The 22,137-nt window shown below is 58.6% G+C and carries 13 protein-coding genes and 3 pseudogenes; 11 read left to right on the top strand and 5 right to left on the bottom strand.

Features of this window, described 5'->3' with window-relative positions; genetic code table 11:
- Positions 1-38: 38 nt before the first annotated feature.
- Positions 39-740, bottom strand: a complete 702-nt coding sequence (locus X741_RS151000; RefSeq protein WP_023778320.1) for a GntR family transcriptional regulator — start codon at positions 738-740, stop codon at positions 39-41.
- A gap of 110 nt (positions 741-850) precedes the next feature.
- On the opposite strand from X741_RS151000, the gene X741_RS151005 reads away from it, so the two are divergent.
- The 3 genes and pseudogenes from X741_RS151005 to X741_RS151015 all read left to right on the top strand — a co-directional run bounded on the left by X741_RS151005 (position 851) and on the right by X741_RS151015 (position 4,394).
- A complete protein-coding gene (locus X741_RS151005) occupies positions 851-2,518 on the top strand; it encodes an NAD(P)/FAD-dependent oxidoreductase (protein WP_023778319.1) in 1,668 nt (555 codons plus the stop codon).
- A pseudogene (locus X741_RS1000000171675) lies at positions 2,515-3,298 on the top strand (SDR family oxidoreductase). The gene X741_RS151005 and the pseudogene X741_RS1000000171675 overlap by 4 nt, the downstream one beginning before the upstream one ends.
- A 97-nt stretch (positions 3,299-3,395) precedes the next feature.
- Complete coding sequence (locus tag X741_RS151015) at positions 3,396-4,394, top strand: LysR substrate-binding domain-containing protein (RefSeq protein ID WP_245272723.1); 999 nt, start codon at positions 3,396-3,398, stop codon at positions 4,392-4,394.
- A gap of 159 nt (positions 4,395-4,553) precedes the next feature.
- Here the strand turns inward: X741_RS151015 and X741_RS151020 are convergent, their stop codons facing one another.
- A complete protein-coding gene (locus X741_RS151020; protein WP_245272722.1) occupies positions 4,554-5,297 on the bottom strand; it encodes an SDR family NAD(P)-dependent oxidoreductase in 744 nt (247 codons plus the stop codon).
- 530 nt (positions 5,298-5,827) lie between these two features.
- Between X741_RS151020 and X741_RS0135025 the strand changes: the two genes are divergently transcribed.
- The 5 genes from X741_RS0135025 to X741_RS151040 all read left to right on the top strand — a co-directional run bounded on the left by X741_RS0135025 (position 5,828) and on the right by X741_RS151040 (position 11,865).
- Complete coding sequence (locus X741_RS0135025; RefSeq protein ID WP_031250142.1) at positions 5,828-6,820, top strand: ABC transporter permease subunit; 993 nt, start codon at positions 5,828-5,830, stop codon at positions 6,818-6,820.
- An 18-nt stretch (positions 6,821-6,838) separates the two neighbouring features.
- A complete protein-coding gene (proX, locus tag X741_RS151025) occupies positions 6,839-7,873 on the top strand; it encodes a glycine betaine/L-proline ABC transporter substrate-binding protein ProX (protein WP_023778313.1) in 1,035 nt (344 codons plus the stop codon).
- Between the two features lie 76 nt (positions 7,874-7,949).
- On the top strand, positions 7,950-9,002 hold the full coding sequence (locus X741_RS151030; RefSeq protein ID WP_023778312.1) for a betaine/proline/choline family ABC transporter ATP-binding protein: 1,053 nt from the start codon (positions 7,950-7,952) through the stop codon (positions 9,000-9,002).
- Positions 9,003-9,113: 111 nt separating this feature from the next.
- On the top strand, positions 9,114-10,634 hold the full coding sequence (locus X741_RS151035; protein WP_031250140.1) for a trimethylamine methyltransferase family protein: 1,521 nt from the start codon (positions 9,114-9,116) through the stop codon (positions 10,632-10,634).
- Positions 10,635-10,809: 175 nt separating this feature from the next.
- The gene (locus X741_RS151040; protein ID WP_198023967.1) at positions 10,810-11,865 is read left to right on the top strand and encodes a GlxA family transcriptional regulator; all 1,056 of its coding nucleotides are present in this window, start codon (positions 10,810-10,812) and stop codon (positions 11,863-11,865) included.
- A gap of 211 nt (positions 11,866-12,076) precedes the next feature.
- Here X741_RS151040 and X741_RS01000000166755 read toward each other — a convergent pair.
- The 3 genes and pseudogenes from X741_RS01000000166755 to X741_RS151050 all read right to left on the bottom strand — a co-directional run bounded on the left by X741_RS01000000166755 (position 12,077) and on the right by X741_RS151050 (position 15,861).
- Positions 12,077-14,132, bottom strand: a pseudogene (locus X741_RS01000000166755) (hydantoinase/oxoprolinase family protein).
- 145 nt (positions 14,133-14,277) lie between these two features.
- A complete protein-coding gene (locus tag X741_RS151045) occupies positions 14,278-15,090 on the bottom strand; it encodes an SDR family oxidoreductase (RefSeq protein WP_023778309.1) in 813 nt (270 codons plus the stop codon).
- A gap of 9 nt (positions 15,091-15,099) precedes the next feature.
- Positions 15,100-15,861 (bottom strand): SDR family NAD(P)-dependent oxidoreductase, encoded by a 762-nt coding sequence (locus X741_RS151050; protein ID WP_023778308.1) that lies wholly within the window; start codon positions 15,859-15,861, stop codon positions 15,100-15,102.
- Between the two features lie 346 nt (positions 15,862-16,207).
- On the opposite strand from X741_RS151050, the gene X741_RS151055 reads away from it, so the two are divergent.
- From X741_RS151055 to pyc, 3 genes and pseudogenes are all read left to right on the top strand, one after another.
- Complete coding sequence (locus tag X741_RS151055) at positions 16,208-16,390, top strand: 4-oxalocrotonate tautomerase family protein (protein ID WP_023778307.1); 183 nt, start codon at positions 16,208-16,210, stop codon at positions 16,388-16,390.
- Positions 16,391-16,762: 372 nt separating this feature from the next.
- The gene (locus X741_RS01000000166750) at positions 16,763-17,512 is read left to right on the top strand and encodes a M24 family metallopeptidase (RefSeq protein WP_245272734.1); all 750 of its coding nucleotides are present in this window, start codon (positions 16,763-16,765) and stop codon (positions 17,510-17,512) included.
- A 1,120-nt stretch (positions 17,513-18,632) separates the two neighbouring features.
- Positions 18,633-21,931: pseudogene (gene pyc / locus X741_RS01000000166745) on the top strand (pyruvate carboxylase); the annotation flags it as partial.
- Positions 21,932-22,137: the final 206 nt, after the last annotated feature.

Below are 22,137 nucleotides of genomic sequence, written 5' to 3'. Positions count from 1 at the left end.
TTCTGTTCTCCCACGTGTCCCACTGACACTCGCAATGATTATCCCTCGAGTTCGCCCTGCATGCCGTTGGGCACGGCATAGAGGGCCACGTCGTTTCGGAAAATTTCAAGATGGGCGCGCACCAGTTCGCCGGCCCGCTCTGCGTCCCTGGCTTCGATGGCCTCGATCATCTGGTCATGTTGCCGCGCGGCGGTTTCCTGGTCCTTCTGGATTCGGGGACCGCCGTTTTGGCGATAGAAGATCTTTCCGATCCGGGCGTGATCGATGAGAAGCTTCTTTAGGCTGGGAAGCAGATAAGGGTTGTGTGCCATCTTGCCGATATTGAGATGGAACTGGTGATTGAAGATCACCCTGTTCTCGACGTGGCCATCGGCAATGGACTGCCGGAATTTCTGCTGGGTGCGCTTGAGGACTTCGAGGTCTCCAAGCTTGTGGTTGACAGCGGCGAGCTTCGTCGTTCCGACGTAAATCATCGGTGCAACGATCAGGAAATCCCGAAGCGTCTGGTAAGACATTACCGATACGCGCGCAGCGCGGTTTGCCTCAAGATCGACGTAACCCTCGCCCGCCATCTGCCGCATGAGTTCGCGGACCGGCGGACGGGACAGGCCGAATTCCTCGCTGAGAGCGACTTCGTCGAGAACCGCCCCCGGCTCGAGCTGCATCGTCAGGATACGATGCACCAGCGTTTCGGCAAGAATGCCCTTTCGGTCCGAGGCGGCAGGTTCGACCAAGCTCATTGCGGCTCCTCAATTTTCATAATAGACATATTGTAGACAAACATCATGAGTCAAGATAGGAAACGCCATAAGCGTTGACGCCTGAGGCATTTCCCAGGGTCTTCCAACGGATGGAGCCAGACACGGTGTTTCAATCCTCACCCCGGCGGGCGCCTTCATTTGACGTGATCATTGTGGGTGCCGGCTTTGCCGGAATGTACATGCTTCATCTCGCGAGGGAACTTGGCCTCACAGCCACGATTCTGGAAACTGCGCCGGGCGTGGGTGGGACCTGGTTCTGGAACCGATATCCCGGGGCGCGGTGTGACGTCGAGAGCATGCAATACTCCTACTCGTTCTGCGAGGAGCTGCAGCAAGAGTGGCACTGGAGCGAACGGTACGCATCGCAGCCTGAAATTTTGAAGTATGCAAACCACGTCGCGAACAAATTCGATCTTCTCCGTGACATCAGATTCAACTCGCGAGTAGCAAGCGCAATTTTCCACGAAGGGGAGGATGTCTGGCAGGTTTCCACCGATGGTGGAGAGCATTATCGTGCGAAATGGTGCGTTATGGCGACCGGCTGTTTGTCCGCTGCCCAGCGCCCGAACATCCCAGGCTTGGGTACATTCAAAGGCGAAATTTATCACACGGGAAATTGGCCCCAAGAGCCGGTAGATCTGGCCGGCCGAAAAATCGGCGCCATTGGTACGGGATCGTCGGGGATCCAGGTGGTCCCCGAGCTCGCGAAACTGGCAAAACATCTTCACGTTTTCCAACGGACCCCGAATTTCAGTATCCCAGCACGCAATCAGCCCATGGACAGCGCCTACGAAGCCGAGTGGAAGCAAAGCTATGCGCAACGGCGCACGGCGGCCCGCACGATGCCGGCGGGGATTTTTTCTGACATCGGCACCAATTCTGCGCTGGCCGTATCTGCGGATGACCGCCTGCTAGAATATGAGAGACGTTGGGCTGCAGGGGGCACCGGATTCACCGGCGCATATTCCGATTTGCTCAAGAATGAGGACGCCAACAGCACAGCTGCTGAGTTCGTCCGGAAAAAAATTCGCGAGGTTGTCACCGATCCCGCCGTCGCTAACCTCCTGGCGCCGGTCGATCATCCAATCGGTAGCAAGCGCATCTGCGCTGATACAAACTATTTTTCAACGTTCAACCGGCAAAACGTGACCCTGGTTGACCTGCGCTCCAATCCTCTACAGGAGGTCTCGGAAAACGGCCTGACCGCGGGCTCCCAATTCTATGAGCTCGATACGTTGGTGCTCGCTACAGGGTTCGACGCCATTACCGGCGCGCTGAGCAAGATCGAAATCGTCGGTCGCCAAGCCCTTACGCTAAAAGAGAAATGGCGGGACGGCCCGAACACATACCTGGGCCTGATGACATCGGGATTTCCCAACCTGTTCATCGTTACCGGGCCGGGGAGCCCGTCGGTGTTGACTAATGTGATCGTAGCCATCGAAGATAATGTCAAATGGATCGCTGATTGCCTGGCCTACCTCAAAACGCGGGGCGCAGAGACTATCGAAGCAACGGCCTCTGCCGAAGAAGGTTGGATGGAGCATGTCGGGCAGGCGGCTGAAGGCACGTTGTACACCAAGGCGAAGTCCTGGTACCTCGGCGTTAACGTGCCCGGGAAACCCGCTGTGTTCATGCCTTATGTCGGCGGGGTGCCAACCTACCAGAAGATCTGCGAGGAAGTAGCGGCCGACGGCTACAGGGGCTTTGTTATCGAAGGGCGCTCGAAAAGCCTGCGTGCGCGACAGGCGGTCGGATGAGCGGCGAGGTTGCAGGGAAGGTCTGCGTCGTAACCGGAGGCAGCCGAGGGATCGGTGCCGCAATCTGTGCGCTCTTTGCCGACCACGGCGGTAAGGTAATCAATCTCGATCGCGATCCGCCAGCAATCGAAGCCGGCATCCCATTCTATGGTCTTGATGTGACGAGTGAGCAGGAAGTTGTAGCTGTCGCACAAATGATCGCCCGCGATCACGGCGGCGTGGACATCCTTGTCAACAATGCGGGTATTGCCCCTATCGGGCCTAGCATGAGCTTCCTGCTAAAAGCGTCCTTCGCCGTTATGACACCGGCGTATTTCTCTGCAGCCGTGAATTTGGAAACATTATGCGCGGGCGCGGTGGCGAGGCATTGTCAACATTTCGTCGATTAATGGGTTCTCCAATGTCCCAATGCGGCTCGCTTATAACGCGGCCAAGGCCGCCGTCATCTCAATGACTAAGGTGCTCGCCATCGAATGGGCCGGCTACCCGATCCGCTAAACGTAGTGGCCACAGGCATGATTGAAACAGAGATGCTCAGGAAGGCTGTCGATGACGGCCATATGGATGTCGATGCCTACATGGACCGTTTGCCAATGCGCCGATTTGGCCCAGCCCCGTGATGTTGCTGAAGCTGTTCTCTTCCTTGCGTCTGACCGGTCCAGTTACGTAACCGGACAAGTCATCGTACCTGATGGCGGGTGGACAGCCTTCAACTGGATTCCATGGAGCGGCGACCCGGAAGCACCGCAGGTCAAGAGCGAAAAAACTGCCAATGACTAGCTCGGGCACTCAGTGCCCGGCGGCCGCATACGGTCTGGCGCGGCGAAAAACTGAGGCCTGAATTTACTTCAATGCAGCGCAGGAGTAACAGTTATCCATGTCCAACTACCGACGGCTTCCGTTAAGCGCATTACGCGCATTTGAAGCTGCCGCACGGCATATGAGTTTTACCAAGGCTGCCAACGAGCTTTCGGTTACTCAAGCGGCGGTCAGTCGTCATATTCTGACGCTAGAGGACCATCTCGACATTCAGCTGTTTAACCGCGGTAACCAAAAGGTGTCGTTATCGCCGGCTGGCGAGGAGCTATTTGAAGCTGCGACCTTGAGCCTCGCCCATATTGCAGCAGCCTTCGACAGTGTGAAGCGACGCGAGAAAGCCCGACGCTTGACGGTCGGCATGCCAATGTCGTTCGCAACGCTGTTCATGAGCCATCGAATTGGTGATTTCGTAGCGAACAACCCGGATGTCGACCTACACCTGGTTTCGCTTGAACGGAGCCCGGCCCCCGCGACAGATGGTTTCGATGTGTCCGTGGTTATGGGGTATCTGGCGCGCCCAGGCTTCACGGCAACGGAACTGTTTGGAGAGGAAGTCTTCCCAGTTTGCAGCAAGTCTTATCAGACCCATTCTGAGGGAATCCGTACTCCGGAGGACTTGGTAAACGAGGTCCTCCTTGTTATGGATGACCAGCATTGGTCCGCCTACCCATGGTCCCCTTTTGATTGGACCCATTGGCTCGGACTGTTCGGGATCTCGTCAGACTTCAAGCGTATTATCACGTTCAACAACTACCCAACGATGATGCAGTCGGTGATCAGAGGCCATGGCATAGGGCTTGGCTGGCGTCATCTGGTCAGCGATTTCCTCAAAGAGGGGACGCTGATCCGGCCTTTGACTGAAAGCTGCCTCACCGGGCGAAAACATCATCTCGTCATCCCAGACACAGCCATCGAGCGGGAAGATGTTCAGATATTCCGCAACTGGTTGATTGCACAGGTCGAAGACCTTAATCCGCCGGCAGCGGCTGCAGACTCGATGGTAATCAGTCAGACACAGGCAACCTCGAGCGAACATGGCCTGCCGCCAGAGGATTAGCCATCGTCTGAGCAATGCGGTAGCGCTATCAGGCGGTGAGGGTGAAATCTCAGCAAGGTACAAAATGACCTTCTCCGGATGGTCCTTGGTGGCCTCGGGCACATGCATTGGAGTGGACAAAACGCCACCGTCGCGCAGCAGGAGCGAGGCCGTGCTGAGCTAACCCATGTAATATCCGCCGTTCACGTGGATGGCTTCGCCCACGATATAACTAGACGCGCTGCTGCACAGAAACGCTACGACATTAGCAACTTCCTCGGCGGATCCGACACGACCGGCGGGCGTCGCGTCCAGGAACTTATCCCCGTTCTGGCGGAGCAAATCCTCGATCATGGGGGTGTTAATGGTGCCCGGAGAAACCGTATTGACCCTTATTGCCGGAGCAAGTTCCTTGGCTAGTGATCTGCTGAGCGCAAGGACCGCTCCTTTTGATGCAGCGTAATGGCCGCCGGGCGAGCAGCCTTGATGTGCGGCGCCTGATGCGATGGTCACAATTGTCCCGCCTGCTCTCATATGGGGAATGGCCCGTCGACAGATATAGAACACTCCGTCAAGGTTGATGGATATGGTTCGGCGCCAATCTGCATCCGTCAAGGTCGACACGGGCTGTTCGTCGTAAATCCCAGCTGCGGGTACGACGTGATCAATACATTGAAATTGAGCCAGGCAAGCCGAGACGACCGCATCAGCATCAGACGGGTTGCTAGCGTCATATCTGATAGCGATCACGCGCTCCGCTGACGGGTCCAGCGATGTGGCTAACCTGGAAACGCTGTGATGATCGTAATCGGCCAGCACCATGCGTGCCCCCGACTGGTTAAACACCCAAGCAATTGCGCTCCCGATGCCACCGGCGGCGCCTGTTACGATGACAACCTGATCCAATAGGCTGTTATTGCGCAAGTGTTTCCCCAGAGCCGTTCTATTAATGGCAGCCCAGCCTAGCGCGAGGCTCTCATGACCGATCTATAAACAGCCACTCACCTCGTTTCAAATGAGTTTTCATGCAGAGAGGAATAACCAGGGGTCATGGCGATAGGTAGCTTATCAAACGTACGGTGACGCAATCCGAAACGACGCTTACCTGCCCCCCTGGCTCTCGGCCCAGCCCTGATCCACGGCTATCATCCTGATAACATTTATTCCTCAGCGGCATAACTTTTTATACGGTTGTTTTGTAGCCACCGCGTCGGTAGCGTCCTTAGAACAGTCAGACGGAAGGCCTTCAAGCCCTGCTGAAGCTCCGGTGCCGACCGGGCTGACGGTGCAGGGCCAGGACACCTATACCCCAAGTCCGGGTATGCCGCGCTAGCTCAGCTTTAAGCGCTCCCAGCCGTAAAGTTGACGTGGTTTAGCGGCGGCCGCAGGCTAGCTACCGGAATCCTGAGCGCTTGCACCACCGCACCTTCGGATCTTGGCTGAAAGGACGATTTGTGAACGCTGAAGATGTACTAGACCCGTTCAAGAAGTGGCACATCCCGTTTGGTGACTGGGTAGATTCCGGACTGGGCTGGATTGTCCAAGAGTACCGTCCGTTCTTTCAAACCTTGAAGTGGCCCATCGACAAGCTTCTGACCGCATTTGATCTTGCACTCAATGGCATTCCACCCGTGGTCACGATTGTTTGCTTCGGTCTGGTCGCGTGGCAACTGGCTGGATGGCGGCTTGCTGCCCAGATCGTAGGCTTGCTGGTGATTATCGGTTTCCTCGGCATCTGGGGTGAAACAATGACAACATTGTCGCTGGTTTTCACTGCGGTGCTCGTATGCACGATCATCGGCATACCGCTGGGCGTGCTCGCCGCTCGAAGCGACCGCGCAGCTGCCATCTGCCGACCGATCCTCGACACAATGCAAACCATACCCTCGTTCGTCTACCTGGTGCCAGTGGTCATGTTGTTCGGTATCGGCAACGTCCCCGGTGTCATCGTCACAATCATCTTCGCGCTTCCGCCCGTTATCAGACTGACAACACTGGGTATCCAGCAGGTGTCTGAGGAAGTGGTCGAAGCTATGCGTGCTTTCGGAGCAACCAACCGGCAGCTTCTTTTCAAAGCACAATTGCCTCTGGCTCTTCCGAGCATCGTCGCGGGTGTGAACCAGACATTGATGATGTCGCTTTCGATGGTTGTTGTAGCTTCCATGATCGCCGTCGGCGGCCTTGGGCAGATGGTACTCCGCGGCATTGGACGCCTAGACATTGGTTTGGCTGCAACCGGCGGGATCGGCATTGTCTTCCTGGCGGTTATTCTAGATCGCTTGGCCCAATCCGCGATGTCACGGCGGCGAAGCTTTGCGGGTGTTGCGTGGCACAGGCGGGGCCCAGCCGCGCTCTTCACCGCCTTCTTCAGGAACTTCCAAACCTCGCCGGCGGGACATGGGGGATTAAACAACAGTCGGCAGAAATTAGCGACGAACAACGACTAACATTAATGGGAGCGACTTATGAGCAATCGGGTTAAAATTGAGAAGCGTTTTCGGGGATTCACCGCAGCCTTGACCGTGCTGGGCACTCTCGCCTTATCTGCGGGGTACGCTTCTGCTGAGGATCTTCCGGGCAAAGGCGTTACAGTAAAGCCTCTGGTCAATGGCATTGCCGAGGAAATGTTCGAGGCATACATCGTCAAAATCGGCCTTGAAGATCTGGGCTATACGGTCCAGGAGCCATCATCGGCGCAGATTCCTCTCGCCCACCTGGCCGTAGCTAGCGGTGATGCCGATTACTACACGCCGCACTGGTATCCCCTACACATAACGTTCGCCGAAAAGGCCGGCGGGGACGCCAAGGCTCATCGGGTTGGGACTCTAGCGAAGAACTCAATCCAAGGATACTCGATCGACAAGGCCACAGCCGACAAATACAGCATCAAGACGATCGATCAGCTCAAAGACCCCAAACTCGCCAAACTGTTCGATGTCGATGGGGATGGCAAAGCCGACCTTTATGGTTGTGATCCGGGCTGGGGCTGCGAACGTATCATCGAACACCACCTTGATGCGTATGGCCTGCGGGATACGGTGACGCACAAGCAGGGCGAGTATTTCGCGCTCTTGGCGGATGTCATCCAGAGAATTCAGTCTGGTAAACCAACGTTGTATTATGGCTGGGTCCCAATGTGGGTAAACGGGGTTCTTCGGCATGGCCAGGAAGTGGTCTGGCTGACGGTACCGTTTACGGCGTTGCCGGATGAGCAGACTGGGGCCGACACGGTAGTCCCGGGCATCGGAAACATGGGTTTCTCCGTGAACAGCCATCATGTCTTTGCGAACACGGCTTTTCTGGAGAAAAATCCAGCCGCAAACAAGTGGTTCGAACAGGTCACGATACCGATTCAGGACATAGATGATGAGAACCTGCTTATCCACAAAGGTGAAAAGACCAACGAGGCGATCCATGGTCATGCCGAGGCCTGGAAGAAGGCCCATCTCGACCAATGGAATGCCTGGATAGCGCAGGCGAAACAGGCAGCCGCCAAGTAAGCTGAACTGCGAGGATTTATAGTCGCCCGGGATCCTATGCGGTACCGGGCGACACCTCTCAACCTTGGAGCTTAACTTGAAAGCGCATGCAATAGAATTCAAAGACGTATGGAAGGTCTTCGGGACAAGCCCGAAATTCAACCTTGCGAGCGTCCAAGGCGACAATCTTTCGAAGGCTGAGCTGCTTGAGAAACATGGTTGCGTAGTCGCCGTGGCCGGAGTCTCGTTCAAGGTCGAGGCTGGCGAGATCTTCTGTGTGATGGGTCTATCCGGAAGCGGCAAGTCGACCTTGGTTCGGCATGTCAACCGATTGATCAAACCCAGTGCCGGGCAGATTATTGTCGGCGGAGAAGACATCAATCTAAAGTCAGAAGACGAGATGCGACAACTCCGTGCCCGTTCAATGGGAATGGTTTTTCAAAATGTCGCTCTGCTCCCTCATCGCACCGTCCGCGACAATGTTGCCCTGAGCCTGGAGCTTCGGAAGATCAATGCTCGGCAGCGCCATGAAATAGCTGAGGAAAAGCTTGAGCTGGTGCAGTTGTCCGGATGGGGCGACAGGTATCCTGATGAGCTCTCGGGAGGAATGAAGCAGCGCATAGGACTAGCCCGGGCACTGGCAGCCGATCCTGCCATATTGTTGATGGATGAGCCATTTTCAGCGCTCGACCCCCTTATCCGGCGTGAGCTCCAGGATCAGTTCAGGGAACTGTCAACGAAGCTGAACAAAACGACGCTCTTCATCACGCATGATTTGGATGAAGCAGTGCGGCTCGGCCACCATATCGGGGTCATGAAAGACGGAAAAATGCTTCAAATCGGATCTGCTGAAGACATCCTCGGCAACCCGAAAGATCCGTATGTCGAGAAATTTGTCCAAGGCAGTAGCCGCCTGAAGCTCCTGAAAGCCGAGTCGGTCATTCTCCCCATTAGCGACTATGAGAATTCCGGCGATGGCATCGCGCTGGCAGACGCTCCAAGGATCAAGCTGAACGTTCCCATCAAGGAACTGGTTGAGTTGTCAAACCGAAATCAAAACATGCCGCTTGTTGTAGTCGATGAGGCCGGAGTTGACGTTGGAATTGTTACCGCATCCTCCCTATTGCGTGGAATCCAGGAAAGACTTTAGGCCGTCAGGCGCCTATGCGCATAACCTCAGTTCATAACCAAGATGATTTTTTATTGTTAGTGATCAGCTAGTTTGTGCATTACATTCTAACGTCAAATAGGGATCAAAAGTATGTCTGCACGATCAGGTGGCCGGGACGCTCGTCAGAAAATGCGTTCAGAACGGGCTGTAACATACATGCCTCCGATGGACCGAGGTCTGCCGTATATGGATTTGCTCAGCGCGGACGAGTTGCAGCGGCTGCATGACTATTCGATGCAGATACTTGAAGAGATTGGGATCGAATTCCGCGATGACGAGGCCATTGTTCTCTGGCAAGCGGCTGGGGCCGACGTGACCGGCCAGCGCGTGAGGATCGATCGAAATCTTCTCCTGGAACTTGTCGCAAAGGCTCCAGAAACCATCACGGTTCACGCGCGAAACCCTGCCAAGACGGTCACCCTTGGCGGCCGGAGAACCATCTTTACGCCGGCATACGGGTCTCCGAACGTGCTGGATCTCGAAGGCAAGCGGCGCAACTCGACGATTGCCGATTTTGTGAATTTTGCAAAGCTCGCTTATCAAGCGCCTGCCATGCATATGACGGGCGGTGTCCTATGCGAGCCGATGGACATTGCAGTCCCCAAGCGGCATCTGCATATGAACTACAGCCTGATCAAGTACTCTGACAAAGCGTTCATGGGCGCGGTGACGTCGCGCGAGCGGGCGGAAGACACCGTATCGATGGCCAAAATCGTCTTCGGTGACGAATTTGTCCACAACAAAACCGTCACCGTGTCGATTGCCAACTGCAATTCACCGTTGGTGTGGGACTCGACGATGCTCGATGCCGTCAAAGTCTATGCCGCGAGTAATCAGGCGATCCTGTTTACCCCGTTCGTGTTAGCAGGCGCCAGCACACCGGCAAGCACTCTGGCGGCCGTCGCGCAGCTCAATGCCGAGGCCCTGGCCGGCGTAGCCTTCGCGCAGCTCGTCCGGGCTGGAGCCCCTGCCATCTATGGCCAGTGGTTGGCGACCGTTTCAATGAAGAGCGGCGCACCGATGGCGGGAACGCCGGAAATTGACCACATGAACATGTTGGTTGGCCAGCTCGCGCGATATTACAAGCTGCCCTGGCGTTGCAGCGGCATGTGCACGAGCTCGAAGTTGGTCGACGCACAGGCCGGATATGAGGCAGCCCGCAATATGTACGGCGTGCTGATCTCTGGAGCGAACTTCGTTCTTTCCACCACCGGTTACCTTGAGGGCGCCCTGACCCAAAGCTACAGCAAATTCATGCTTGATGCGGAGCAGATGGTGATGTTCTACAAGCTTGGGCAGGGCTTGGTGATGAGCGAACTGGATGAGACGCTCGATGCGATTCGACAGAGTGAGCCGGGGAGCCATTATCTCGGAACCGCGCATACGCTGAAGAATTTCGAGCAGGCGTTTTTTGTGCCTGACCTTATGAACCACGACAGTTACGAGCAGTGGACCTTTGCAGGTTCAAGGGACGCCGACACGCGAGGGCGCGACGCCGCTGAAAAGGCACTCAGGGAATACGAGGGCCCGCCGCTTGACGAAGCCATCGATGAAGAGCTTCTCGACTTCATGAAACGCAAGGAACTTCAGATCGGCGACGCTGTCCTTTAGACGGGCGGAAGTAAACCTAGGGGCGTGTTACGCACCGAGAACGATCATACGCCGCAGGCGGCGATTGGCTGCCGCCGCCCGCCGATGAACCGCCTGCTCTAGACTTAGCCGAAAACGCACCAGGCTTGCCGGGGAAATGCCGGGCGAGTCCTTCCCGAAGGTATGGAAGAAGCTGATGAACGCACCTCCTGACATGAATGCCATGAAGCCGCTGTTCACGCTTGACGATCAGTTGCGCGGTGGCAACCCGGTCGAGCTGGTTGTTTTGCTGGTGCCAGGGTTTTCGCAGCTGGCACTCCACGCATTCCTTGAGCCGTTTCGTATCGCCAATATGCTTGCGAAGGCGAAGCTGTTCCGCTGGCGAATAGCTGGACTAGACTCGCGCCCGGTCGAGGGTGCCAGCGGCATCTCGGTGGCCGTCGATATGACGATCGACGAATTGGACACATGTATCGGCGGCCGGGGACCCCATCATCTTGCAATCATTGCCGGCGAACCGGTGGTGCGGAGGCTACCCGCCCAGATCAATAACGTCCTGCGGGCATTTGCACGGCGCGGAATTGCGATATCCGCGGTTGGAACGGCCACCTGGCTTCTGGCGCAGACAGGCTTGCTTGCAGGCACGCGGTGCACGATTCACTGGTCGCGACTAGCCGCATTTTCGGAGATGTTCAGCCAGACTCAGATCCGTGATGCACTATTTGTGAAAGACGGTCAGTTTTCGACATGTGCCGGCGAACTAGCGGCCTTCGACTTGGCCGTCGATCTGATTGCGGGTCATGTCGGTGGGTTAGCCGCCCAGGAGGTTTGCCGGTACGCAACGGTTGAAGGTCAACGTTCAGGTACGAATCGCCAGACCGGCCCGTCAGGTTTGGCCTTTGCGGGTGCGAGCGATAAGCTTCTGATGGCCATGCGGCTGATGGAAGAGTACGTGGAATATCCCCTGAGCATGAGCGAGGTTGCGCGTAGAGTCGGAATATCGCGACGTCAGCTGGAGCGTTTGTTTGCACACCACGTGCATATGCCCCCTGTGCGTCATTACCTTCGTATCCGTGTCGAGCACGCCAAGCGCCTGATTGAAGGTACAAGCTTGCCAATAATTGATATCGCAATGGCCTGTGGGTTCATTTCTGCTTCCCACTTTGCAAAGTGTTTCAGGACCTTCCACGGTGTGTCGCCCCAGCAATGCCGTATCGCGCTACCAGCTTGGGTCGGGCCAGGCCTCGGTTGATTGAGAACGGGGCTCCCTGTGTCTCGCAGCCCGCGCTGGTCCAATCGGCGTCGACTGCGTGTAGGTGACAGCCCAGCTTCACTCAGGGGAAACCGTACGAACGCGCGTGCGGGCGTCCCTCTACCGTTTGCACTACCGCAGTCGGCGTGCTGCCGGTCTATAGGAGCGCGCTCAAGCCTTAAGGGGCCTGCAACTGTGCGCAACAAACAGGCTACACCGCGATCCTAGGGCGCCCCGAGGCGACCGCAACCACCTGTGCCTCGATGAAGAGGCGCTGACCTTCCACGGTCGAAACCCGATATTCGGTGGTGACGTCGATCTCAGCACTGTCGGTGCCTGCATCCCTTGCCGTGTGTGCAACAATAGCGCGGACATCGGCTTGGGCAGCCGCGATCGCTGCCGGCTCGTCGAGGAAATCGCGTACCCTTCCCCCGGAGGCGAGGCGAAAGAGTCCCTCCTTGGGTTGGCTGACTTGTGCCTCGGCCGACACACGCACCTGTCCGACAACCGCACCGAGCGCGTTGGCGACGTCAGTGTCCTCCGGCACCACGCAGTCATTGCCGACGAGGCCCCGCAGCCCGGCGTAGTGTAGCGGCGCCGAGGCGCCTAGGCCGATGACCGGGCGGTCGAGCGCGACACTCAGCCGAGCGATGCCAGGATGCGCGTCGACGGCACGCTGCACCAGTGCGTGCGCTACTGCTGCGGCCCCATCGAGTCCGTCTTCGGTGAACGCGGTCTCAAGGATGACCTCGGCCGACCAGCGCGTCAGTGTCACCAGCACACGCTCCGAAAAAGCTTCCGGCGACGCGGCGATGGGATGGCCACGGCCGTCACGCTTGCGGGCAAAAAGTTCGGCGCCGATCCGGGCAGCGACCGGATCCCAGTTCGTCTGCTTACCCAGCGCATGCGCCGCGTCGGACGGGGTGAAGCCGCAAATGTGCACCAGCCCGCGCGAGACCAGGCGGTTGAGCGTCGCGTTCTGGGCGTTGGAGGTCAAAAGCTTGTCGATGGCGAGCGGCACGGCGCCGATCTCCTCGTATAGCCGCGCCTCCGGAGCGGTGAGGCCGGCCGCGANGCCCGGCGGCGAGCCTGTCCGGCACGCCGGTGCGCACCGCGAAGCGGCCGTCCATGCGGCCGGGGTTGGGCGCCCGCAGCTGCCGTTCGAGCTCCGACCTGACCGCGGCGCCATGCTCCATGCCGGCCAGCGCCAGCGGCACCAAACGGCGCGGCCCGAGCAGGATTTTTGGGTTGAGCGCGCCATCCTCCAGCGCCACTTCGGAATCGCCGCCGAGGCCAAAAGTGCGCATGGCGACAGCCTCGACCATGGTGCGGAAGCCGCCGACGGTGGCGCCTTCCGGATCGAGCCTGGGCCGGCCACCGTCAAGCACGGCGACGTCGGTGGTGGTGCCGCCAATGTCGGAGACGATGGCATTGTCGAGTCCGGTCATGTGTCGGGCGCCGACCAGGCTGGCGGCGGGGCCTGAAAGAATGGTCTCGATCGGCCGCTGACGGGCGAACGCCGCCGAGACTAGCGCGCCATCGCCGCGCACCACCATCAGGGGTGCCGCGATCTGGCGCGCTTCCAGAAAGCCTTCGGTCGCCGCCACCAGCCGGTCGATCATCGAGATCAGCCTGGCGTTGAGCAACGTCGTCAGCGCGCGACGCGGGCCGCCGAGCTTGGCCGACAATTCGTGACTTGATGTGACCGGCAGGCCGGTCTTTTCGCGGATCAGCTCGCGGGCGGCAATCTCATGCGCCGGGTTGCGGGTGGCGAAATAGGAACACACAGCAAAGCCGGAGACCGAGACGCTTAGCTCAGGCAATGCGGCTAGCAGTCCGGACAGGTCGAGCCCGGCGGTGTTGCCGTGCACATCATGACCGCCGGGGCAGAAAACCACCGGATCGGTGCCGAGTGCGGTCTTTAGCCCGTCACGGGCGAGGTCGGCCTCTGAGAAGCCGATCATAATCAGCGCCACCCGGCCGCCCTGCCCTTCGACCAGCGCGTTGGTGGCAAGCGTCGTCGACATCGACACTAGCTTGATGTTGGCTGGATCCGTGCCGGCCTTGCCGAGCACCGCGTCGACCGCGCCGGAAATACCGACGGCCAGGTCATGCCGCGTGGTCAGCGCCTTGGCCTTGGCCAGCACCTTGCCCTTGTTCGGCCCCTCTTGCTTACCTTGCGTTTCGGACCACAGCACGGCATCGGTGTAGGTGCCGCCGGTGTCGATCCCGAGGAACACCGGCTTGGGATTGATCTTTCTCCTCATCGCCGACAGCTGTTCGGCGGGAGTTCGTTGGGCAGGTGCTGCAGCCCCAGCGCGGCAAAAGCGTAGATGGCGTCGATGGGCGTCCCCGCTTTTTCCAGCGAGCCAAACAACCCACCGCTACGCGTTCCAGGCCGCCGGCTCACCGTTATGCCTGGGCTTTCGTCAGCTTGGCCCGATACTCTTCATCCAAAATCGCTGGCAAGGAAATCTTCTTGGTGCGCGCGCCATCGATGGAGATCATTTCACCGCTCACAAAACTGGAATCGTCACTGGCCAACCACAGGACCGCATTGGCTATCTCCTTCGGAGCGCCAATCCTTCCCACCGGGTGAAGCTGCCCCAACTCCCGCTCAATCAAGCTTCGATCGGGGTGCATCTCGACGTATGCACGATTAAGATCGGTGTCGATCCAGCCCGGACAAACGGTGTTGACACGGATGCCGTCGGGCCCAAGGTCAACGGCCAGCCCGAGCGTGAGACCGTGCACGCCGGCCTTCGAGGCCGCGTAAGCAGTGTGCCATGGGTTGACCATGTACCCTTCGACCGACCCAATGTTGACAATGGCACCGGCGCCCTGACGCCTCATTTCCGGGACCACATATTTTGCCATCAGGAAAGGGCCGCGAAGATTGACCGCCATGAGCCGGTCCCACTCTTCGGCTGTCTGGTCATCAATGGACTTGTGCATGACAAGACCCGCATTATTGACCAGAATGTCGATCTTACCGAACTTCTGGAGTACCTCATCGACGAATGTGCGGATCGAAACTTCCTTGGTGACATCGAGGGAGAGAGAGGTAATTTCCTCGCCGCCATGGGAATCGGAAGAACGATCGTCGCGCAGGTCACCGACAACAACGATGGCGCCTTCCTCTGCGAGCTTCTCCGCTATCGCACGCCCTATGCCTTGGTTCCCGCCCGTGACGATGGCAACCTTGCCTGATACCCGATTAGCCAAAATATCCTCCTATCCTGCCGTGAACCCGCCATCTATGGGAATAGCTACCCCGGTGATGTGCCGGGCGCCTTCGCTCGCTAGAAAAAGCGTCAAACTGGCAATTTCCTTGGGCGTCGCCACCCGGCCCTGGGGTATTGAATCGACGTTTCTCTGCAGGATTTCTGCTGCTGTAACAGGCTTGCTGTGGGCCGAGACCAGCATTGGTGTATCGACAGCGCCGGGGCAGACCGCGTTTATGGTGATCTGCTCCTTGGCGTGATCAAGAGCCATGGCCTGCGTCATAAGAACGACTGCACCTTTTGAAGCACAATATGCCACCAGCCCAGGGCAGCCGACCAAACCAACATTCGAAGCTATGTTGACAATACTTCCGCCGCCGGTCGTGCGCATGGATTTCACGGCGGCGCGGCTGAAGTAAAACACCCCGTTGACGTTCGCGTCGAACGTCTGCCGCCAGTCGTCGTCCGTGGTGTCGACGGCACTTCCCCGCCGGATTATCCCGGCGCTATTGACCAAAACGTCTACCCTTCCGAAGCTCTCGACGGCGGACCTGATCACATGGTCGGCAAATGAAGAGTCCGTCACATCACCCAGCATCAACAATGCCGTGCAGCCCAGCTTTTCGACTGCCTCTAAGGCCCGTTGACCTCGGTCCCGGTCGCGGCCAACCAGTACAAGCGTCGCCCCTCCTGTGCCAAAGGCCTCTGAGACGGCTTCGCCTATTCCCGACGTTGCGCCCGTGATGATCACTATCTTCTTGGAATGCGTCATATGCCGATTGCCCGTAAAAACGATTAGGCCTAGCGGGCAATGCCGCCGGGCAGAGTTCGTGATCTAGGGCCCCGCACCGGTCCTCCGCAAGCGACCAAAAAGTCATGCGCCAGACAAGCTGAAGTCATGACGCGCCTACCACGCCACGCGGGACCGTGGCGCAGCCATGACTCCTGGTTATCCGGCCCTGCAGTAATACTCATTTGAATGAGGGATTGCCGCTGCCTATAGCTCATTATCGCGGCGTTCTGCGTGGCCGCGCATGGCCTAGCTCGTGCTACGATCCGCGAAAGTAGCCCTGACAAGCTGTGATCAAGCTTATCCGTGGACAATGAAGGAGCGGGTTATGCCGGTTATCCACATCGAGACGTTTAAGGCTGACGACGATAAGAAGGCCGAAATTGCGGCCGAGATCACGAGGTTGTTCTGCGAAAAGTCCGACCTGAAGCCAGAACAGATTCATGTCGTTTTCGATGAGTACGCTCCGAATAATTGGGCCACGGGCGGCAAGCTCTGGTCACGTATGTAATTTGTTAAGCGCCTACAGACAATAAACTGCCCTTGGCGTTGGTGTACCGGTGCCGAAGCCTGGCGGCACGCTTCGGCAGAACCAACGGCACCTCGAACAGCAAAGACGCAACCATGAGCGATTTCAAAGCGATTTCACCAGAGGACACACTCCTTCTCCGGGACAACTGGAGTGATTTGAGGCAGTTCCGGCAAATGCCTGATATAGACTTTCAAAGGCTAGACAAGTACCGCAAAGACCGCCTCAGAGCTGCAATGCGTGACGCGGACGTCGCTATGGGCGTCTTGGTGAGCCCTATCAGCCTTCGCTATGCGATCGATTACAACGTCTATCCCCCTTTTTCAGTCCCATATCCCCGTCACCTACGTGTTCATGCCTGTTGACGGGCCGATCGCTCTGCATGCCGGGCTTGGCAATGAATGTTCCGCCGACGTGTCGCGGCCAGGACGGCCGATTTCGTTTTTCGAAGGCGGCGGTGAGCTGACGGAAAATGCCCGACTGTTCGCGGATGATATTGTTCAGTTCTTGAACGAGATCGGTTCCAATAATCGCAGGGTTGCGATTGAATATGTGAACCCGAGTATCACACTGGCGCTGCTGCAGCGCGGAATCGAGGTCATCGATGCCGTCGACATTGTGGAAGGTGCACGCGCTATTAAATCGGCTGATGAGGTCGAATGCATTCGGTGGGCATGCGCCGTGGCAGAACATGGTATCGCCCGCATGCAGGCCAGCATGGGACCCGGTGTCACCGAGGTGCAACTCTGGGGAATCCTCAATTACACCAACCTCTCCAATATGGGCGGCTGGCATGAGGGGCGGATGCTCGCGTCTGGACCACGCATCAATCCATGGCTGCAGGAAGCAACCCAACGGGTCATCGAACCTGGTGACCTGGTGGGTTTTGATACCGATATGGTTGGCCCGTTCGGCTACTTCTGTGATATTTCGCGGACGTTCTACTACGGGAAGGACCGGCCAACCGCCCGACAACGCCAACTCTACCGGTACGCCTACGACGAACTTCACACCAACATGGAGCTTGTGCGCCCGGGCGTTACTATGAAGGACCTCCAGACGTTGGCTTGGCCGGTGCCGGAAGAATTCCGTGAGCCGTCATGATCCTTCAACATGAGTAATTGTTATCCCGGGGCTGACAAAAAGTAAATTGCGTGCAGCCCTCCGCTCTTTATAAGGATCGCGATGTTAAATATCGAAATGATCAGGCTGCTAGCCGCGCGATCAATGGTCTCGATTAAACAGGGCAGCAATTCAAGGGGCAACGTAGAGCACTCCGAAGCGATCCATGCCTACCGCGTTAAACAATTTTACCTTGCCGGGAGAGTGCGGTGACGGACAGAACCTGGGTTTATGGTGCGCGCGGCGATGAGCACGCCGTTTGCGAACGGGAAAAGATCGATGAGGCCTCCTATTAAAAGGATCACATAGACCTCTTAGAGGCCAGCTAAGGCCTGAGTGCTTGAGTGATCGACAATAAGGCTTCTCAACTATTGTTGGGCCTACGGCGGACATTGATCCGCCTGGCCGGCGCTATCAAGAGCTCCCAAGCAGCGCCGGTCACCTTTTGCTATGGTGATCGCCAGCCCGCTTGCAACGGTCGCATTCGGCCCGCACGGATTGACGGTGGTCAATCACAGCAATCGGCGGCGGGGGTGTACCAGCCGGCTTCATGTCCGGCGATTGTCGTCGTGTTGCACAATCGGCAGCCTTGGGGCCGAAGCCAAGTCGCAGTTGGCGCTACTTGAGGCTTGTTGTACGTACACCGGGACAAATGCGCTCAACAGCGCGATGACGAAGTGGTTTACGGAGCTAACCATGACGCCATAACCGTCTCGGCCGGGCCAACAGGCGGTGGCATAGAGCGATAGGCTGCGCTGGGACCGCGCAGGAATGCACAAGGTGCAGCAGTTAGTAGAGCGATGGAATCACGCCAGCAGCCTCTCGCAGAACCCAGCGTGAAACTCTCACCCCCTGGGCTCCCCTCAGATAGAACGTGCCGGTCATGCTGATCCGCTTGTGAAAAGGCTCACTTAGGAAGGTGGCTCGCGATGTAGACGGTAATTCTCTCCAAAAAGGCGATCCAGCCGAATCGCGTGAGCGCATGGCCGGTCCTTTGGGGCACTGAATTGCCGGATCGCATCCACAAGCAGCCTAATCAATGCTCAATGCGTACACCGACAACGCAGACGGCATCTTCACGCGCATCCTTTGGAGGGGCCGAATGCCTATCTCAAAAATCCTCGTCGCCAACCGGTCCGAAATTGCCATCCGCGTCTTTCGCGCGGCCAACGAGCTCGGCCTCAAAACCGTGGCGATCTGGGCCGAGGAGGACAAATATTCGCTGCATCGGTTCAAGGCCGATGAAAGCTACCAGGTCGGGCGCGGGCCGCATCTGGCCAAGGACATGGGGCCGATCGAAAGCTATCTGTCGATCGAGGAAGTGATCCGCGTCGCCAGGCTGTCCGGTGCCGACGCCATCCACCCAGGCTATGGCCTTTTGTCGGAAAGCCCTGAATTCGCAGATGCCTGCGCCGAGGCAGGAATCATTTTCATCGGGCCGAAGCCGGACACGATGCGCCGGCTCGGCAACAAGGTCGCGGCGCGCAATCTCGCCATCGAGGTCGGCGTGCCGGTGATCCCCGCCACCGATCCGTTGCCGGACGACATGGGTGCGGTCAAGAAACTGGCCAAGGAAATCGGCTATCCGGTGATGCTGAAGGCATCATGGGGCGGCGGCGGCCGCGGCATGCGTGCCATCCGCGCCGAAGCCGACCTTGCCCGTGAAGTAACGGAAGGCAAGCGCGAGGCGAAAGCCGCCTTCGGCAAGGACGAGGTGTATCTCGAGAAGCTGATCGAGCGTGCCCGCCATGTCGAGGTGCAGGTGCTGGGCGACACCCATGGCAACGCCGTGCATCTGTTCGAGCGCGACTGCTCGATCCAGCGCCGCAACCAAAAGGTCGTGGAAAGGGCGCCGGCACCCTATCTCCCAATGTCGCAGCGCGAGGAGCTTTGCGGCCATGCGCTGAAGATCGCCCGCGAGACCAGCTATGTCGGCGCCGGCACGGTCGAGTTCCTGCAGGACGCCGACACCGGCAAATTCTACTTCATCGAGGTCAACCCGCGCATCCAGGTCGAGCACACCGTCACCGAGCAAGTGACCGGCATCGACATCGTCAAGGCACAGATCCACATCCTCGACGGCTTTGCCATCGGCACGCCGGAATCGGGCGTGCCGGTGCAGAAGGACATAAGGCTAAACGGCCATGCCTTGCAGTGCCGCATCACCACGGAAGATCCCGAGCAGAACTTCATCCCGGACTACGGCCGCATCACCGCCTATCGCGGCGCGACAGGTTTCGGCATACGCCTCGATGGCGGCACTGCCTATTCCGGCGCGGTCATCACCCGCTTCTACGATCCGCTGCTGGAGAAGGTGACGGCGTGGGCGCCGACGCCGGCCGAGACCATCGCCCGCATGAACCGGGCGCTGCGCGAGTTCCGCATCCGCGGCGTTGCCACCAATCTGACCTTCCTCGAAGCGATCATCAACCACCCGAGCTTCGCCGACAATTCCTACACCACCAAATTCATCGATACGACGCCGGAACTGTTCCAGCAGGTCAAGCGCCAGGACCGTGCCACCAAGCTGCTCAACTATCTTGCCGACGTCAGCGTCAACGGTCATCCCGAGACGCGCGGCCGGCCGCAGCCGAAGGCCGATGCGGCCGCACCATTGGTGCCCTACCTCAACGGCAATGTGCCTGACGGCACCAAGCAGAAGCTCGATGTGCTCGGACCGCAGAAATTCGCCGCCTGGATGCGCGACCAGAAAGAGGTGCTGGTCACCGACACGACCATGCGTGATGGCCACCAGTCGCTGCTCGCGACGCGCATGCGCACGCATGACATCGCCGGCATTGCCGGGACTTACGCGCGCGCCCTGCCGCAGCTCTTGTCACTCGAATGCTGGGGCGGCGCAACATTCGACGTCGCCATGCGCTTTCTCACCGAGGATCCGTGGGAGCGGCTGACGCTGGTGCGCGAGGCAGCGCCCAATCTGTTGTTGCAGATGTTGCTGCGCGGCGCCAATGGTGTCGGCTACACCAATTATCCCGACAATGTCGTGCAGCATTTCGTCAAACAGGCGGCCGCTGGCGGCATCGACTTGTTCCGCGTCTTCGACTGCCTGAACTGGGTCGAGAACATGCGCGTCGCCATGGACGCGGTCGGCGCCGAGGGCAAGCTGANCTGAACTGGGTCGAGAACATGCGCGTCGCCATGGACGCGGTCGGCGCCGAGGGCAAGCTGATCGAAGCGGCGATCTGCTATACCGGCGACATCCTCGATCCGGCGCGGGCGAAATACGACCTCAAATATTATGTCGGCCTGGCCGGGGAATTGCAGGCGGCCGGCGCCCACATCATCGCCGTCAAGGACATGGCTGGTCTTTTGAAGCCGGCAGCGGCCCGCATGCTGTTCAAGGCGCTGCGCGAAGCGACCGACTTGCCGATCCATTTCCACACCCACGACACGTCAGGCCTGTCGGCAGCCACGGTGCTGGCGGCGGTCGACAGCGGCGTCGATGCTATCGACGCGGCGATGGATTCGCTCTCGGGCAACACGTCTCAGCCATGTCTCGGCTCCATAGTCGAGGCGCTGAGGGGCACCGACCGCGACCCAGGCCTCGACCCGCAGTGGATCCGGAAGATCTCGTTTTACTGGGAAGCGGTGCGCAACCAGTATGCCGCCTTCGAAAGTGACCTCAAGGGACCGGCCTCGGAAGTCTACCTGCACGAAATGCCGGGCGGACAGTTCACCAATCTCAAGGAGCAGGCGCGTTCGCTCGGGCTGGAGACACGCTGGCACGAAGTGGCGCAGACCTATCACGACGTCAATCTGATGTTCGGCGACATCGTCAAGGTGACGCCGTCGTCGAAGGTCGTCGGCGATATGGCGCTGATGATGGTCAGCCAGGATCTGACTGTCGCCGACGTCGAGAACCCCAGCAGGGACATCGCCTTCCCGGACTCCGTGGTGTCGATGCTGCGCGGCGATCTCGGCCAGTCGCCCGGCGGCTGGCCTGAGAAGCTGCAGAAGAAGGTGCTGAAGGGCGACAAACCGATCACCGTGCGGCCCGGCTCGCTGCTCAAGCCGGCGGACCTCAAGGCCAACCGCAAGGAGATCGAAGAGAAGCTCGAGCGCAAACTCTCAGAATTCGAATTCGCCTCGTGGCTGATGTACCCGAAGGTGTTTACGGATTTCGCCGGCGCGCAGGAGACCTACGGTCCCGTCAGCGTGCTGCCGACGCCGACCTATTTCTACGGCATGAAATCTGAAGACGAGATCTTCGTCGACATCGAGAAGGGCAAGACGCTGGTGGTGCGCTGCCTTGCCATCGGCGATGTCGACGAAAAGGGCATGGTCACCGTGTTCTTCGAGCTCAACGGTCAGCCGCGCCGTGTGAAGGTGCCCGACAGGGCGCATGGCGCATCCGCCGCCAAGGCCCGCCGCAAGGCCGATTGGGCGTTTAGCCGTCGCGCTGCTTCGGCCTCGAGCCTACCAAGAAATTCGGCGGCCACGGCGGTCAATTCGTTGGAAGGAGAACCCGAAGGCGCAACAGCAGCCTTGTCACCATTCTTCGCCTCATCGCATTGGGCAAGAATGCGCTGCACCTCCCTCATGACAAAGCTTGAAAACTCGGTCTTGCGCTTTTCATCCCCAAGATC

It is taken from the genome of Mesorhizobium sp. LNHC221B00 (genome assembly GCF_000502935.1).
GTDB lineage: Bacteria > Pseudomonadota > Alphaproteobacteria > Rhizobiales > Rhizobiaceae > Mesorhizobium > Mesorhizobium opportunistum.
This window is presented reverse-complemented; position numbering and strand designations above follow the sequence as displayed.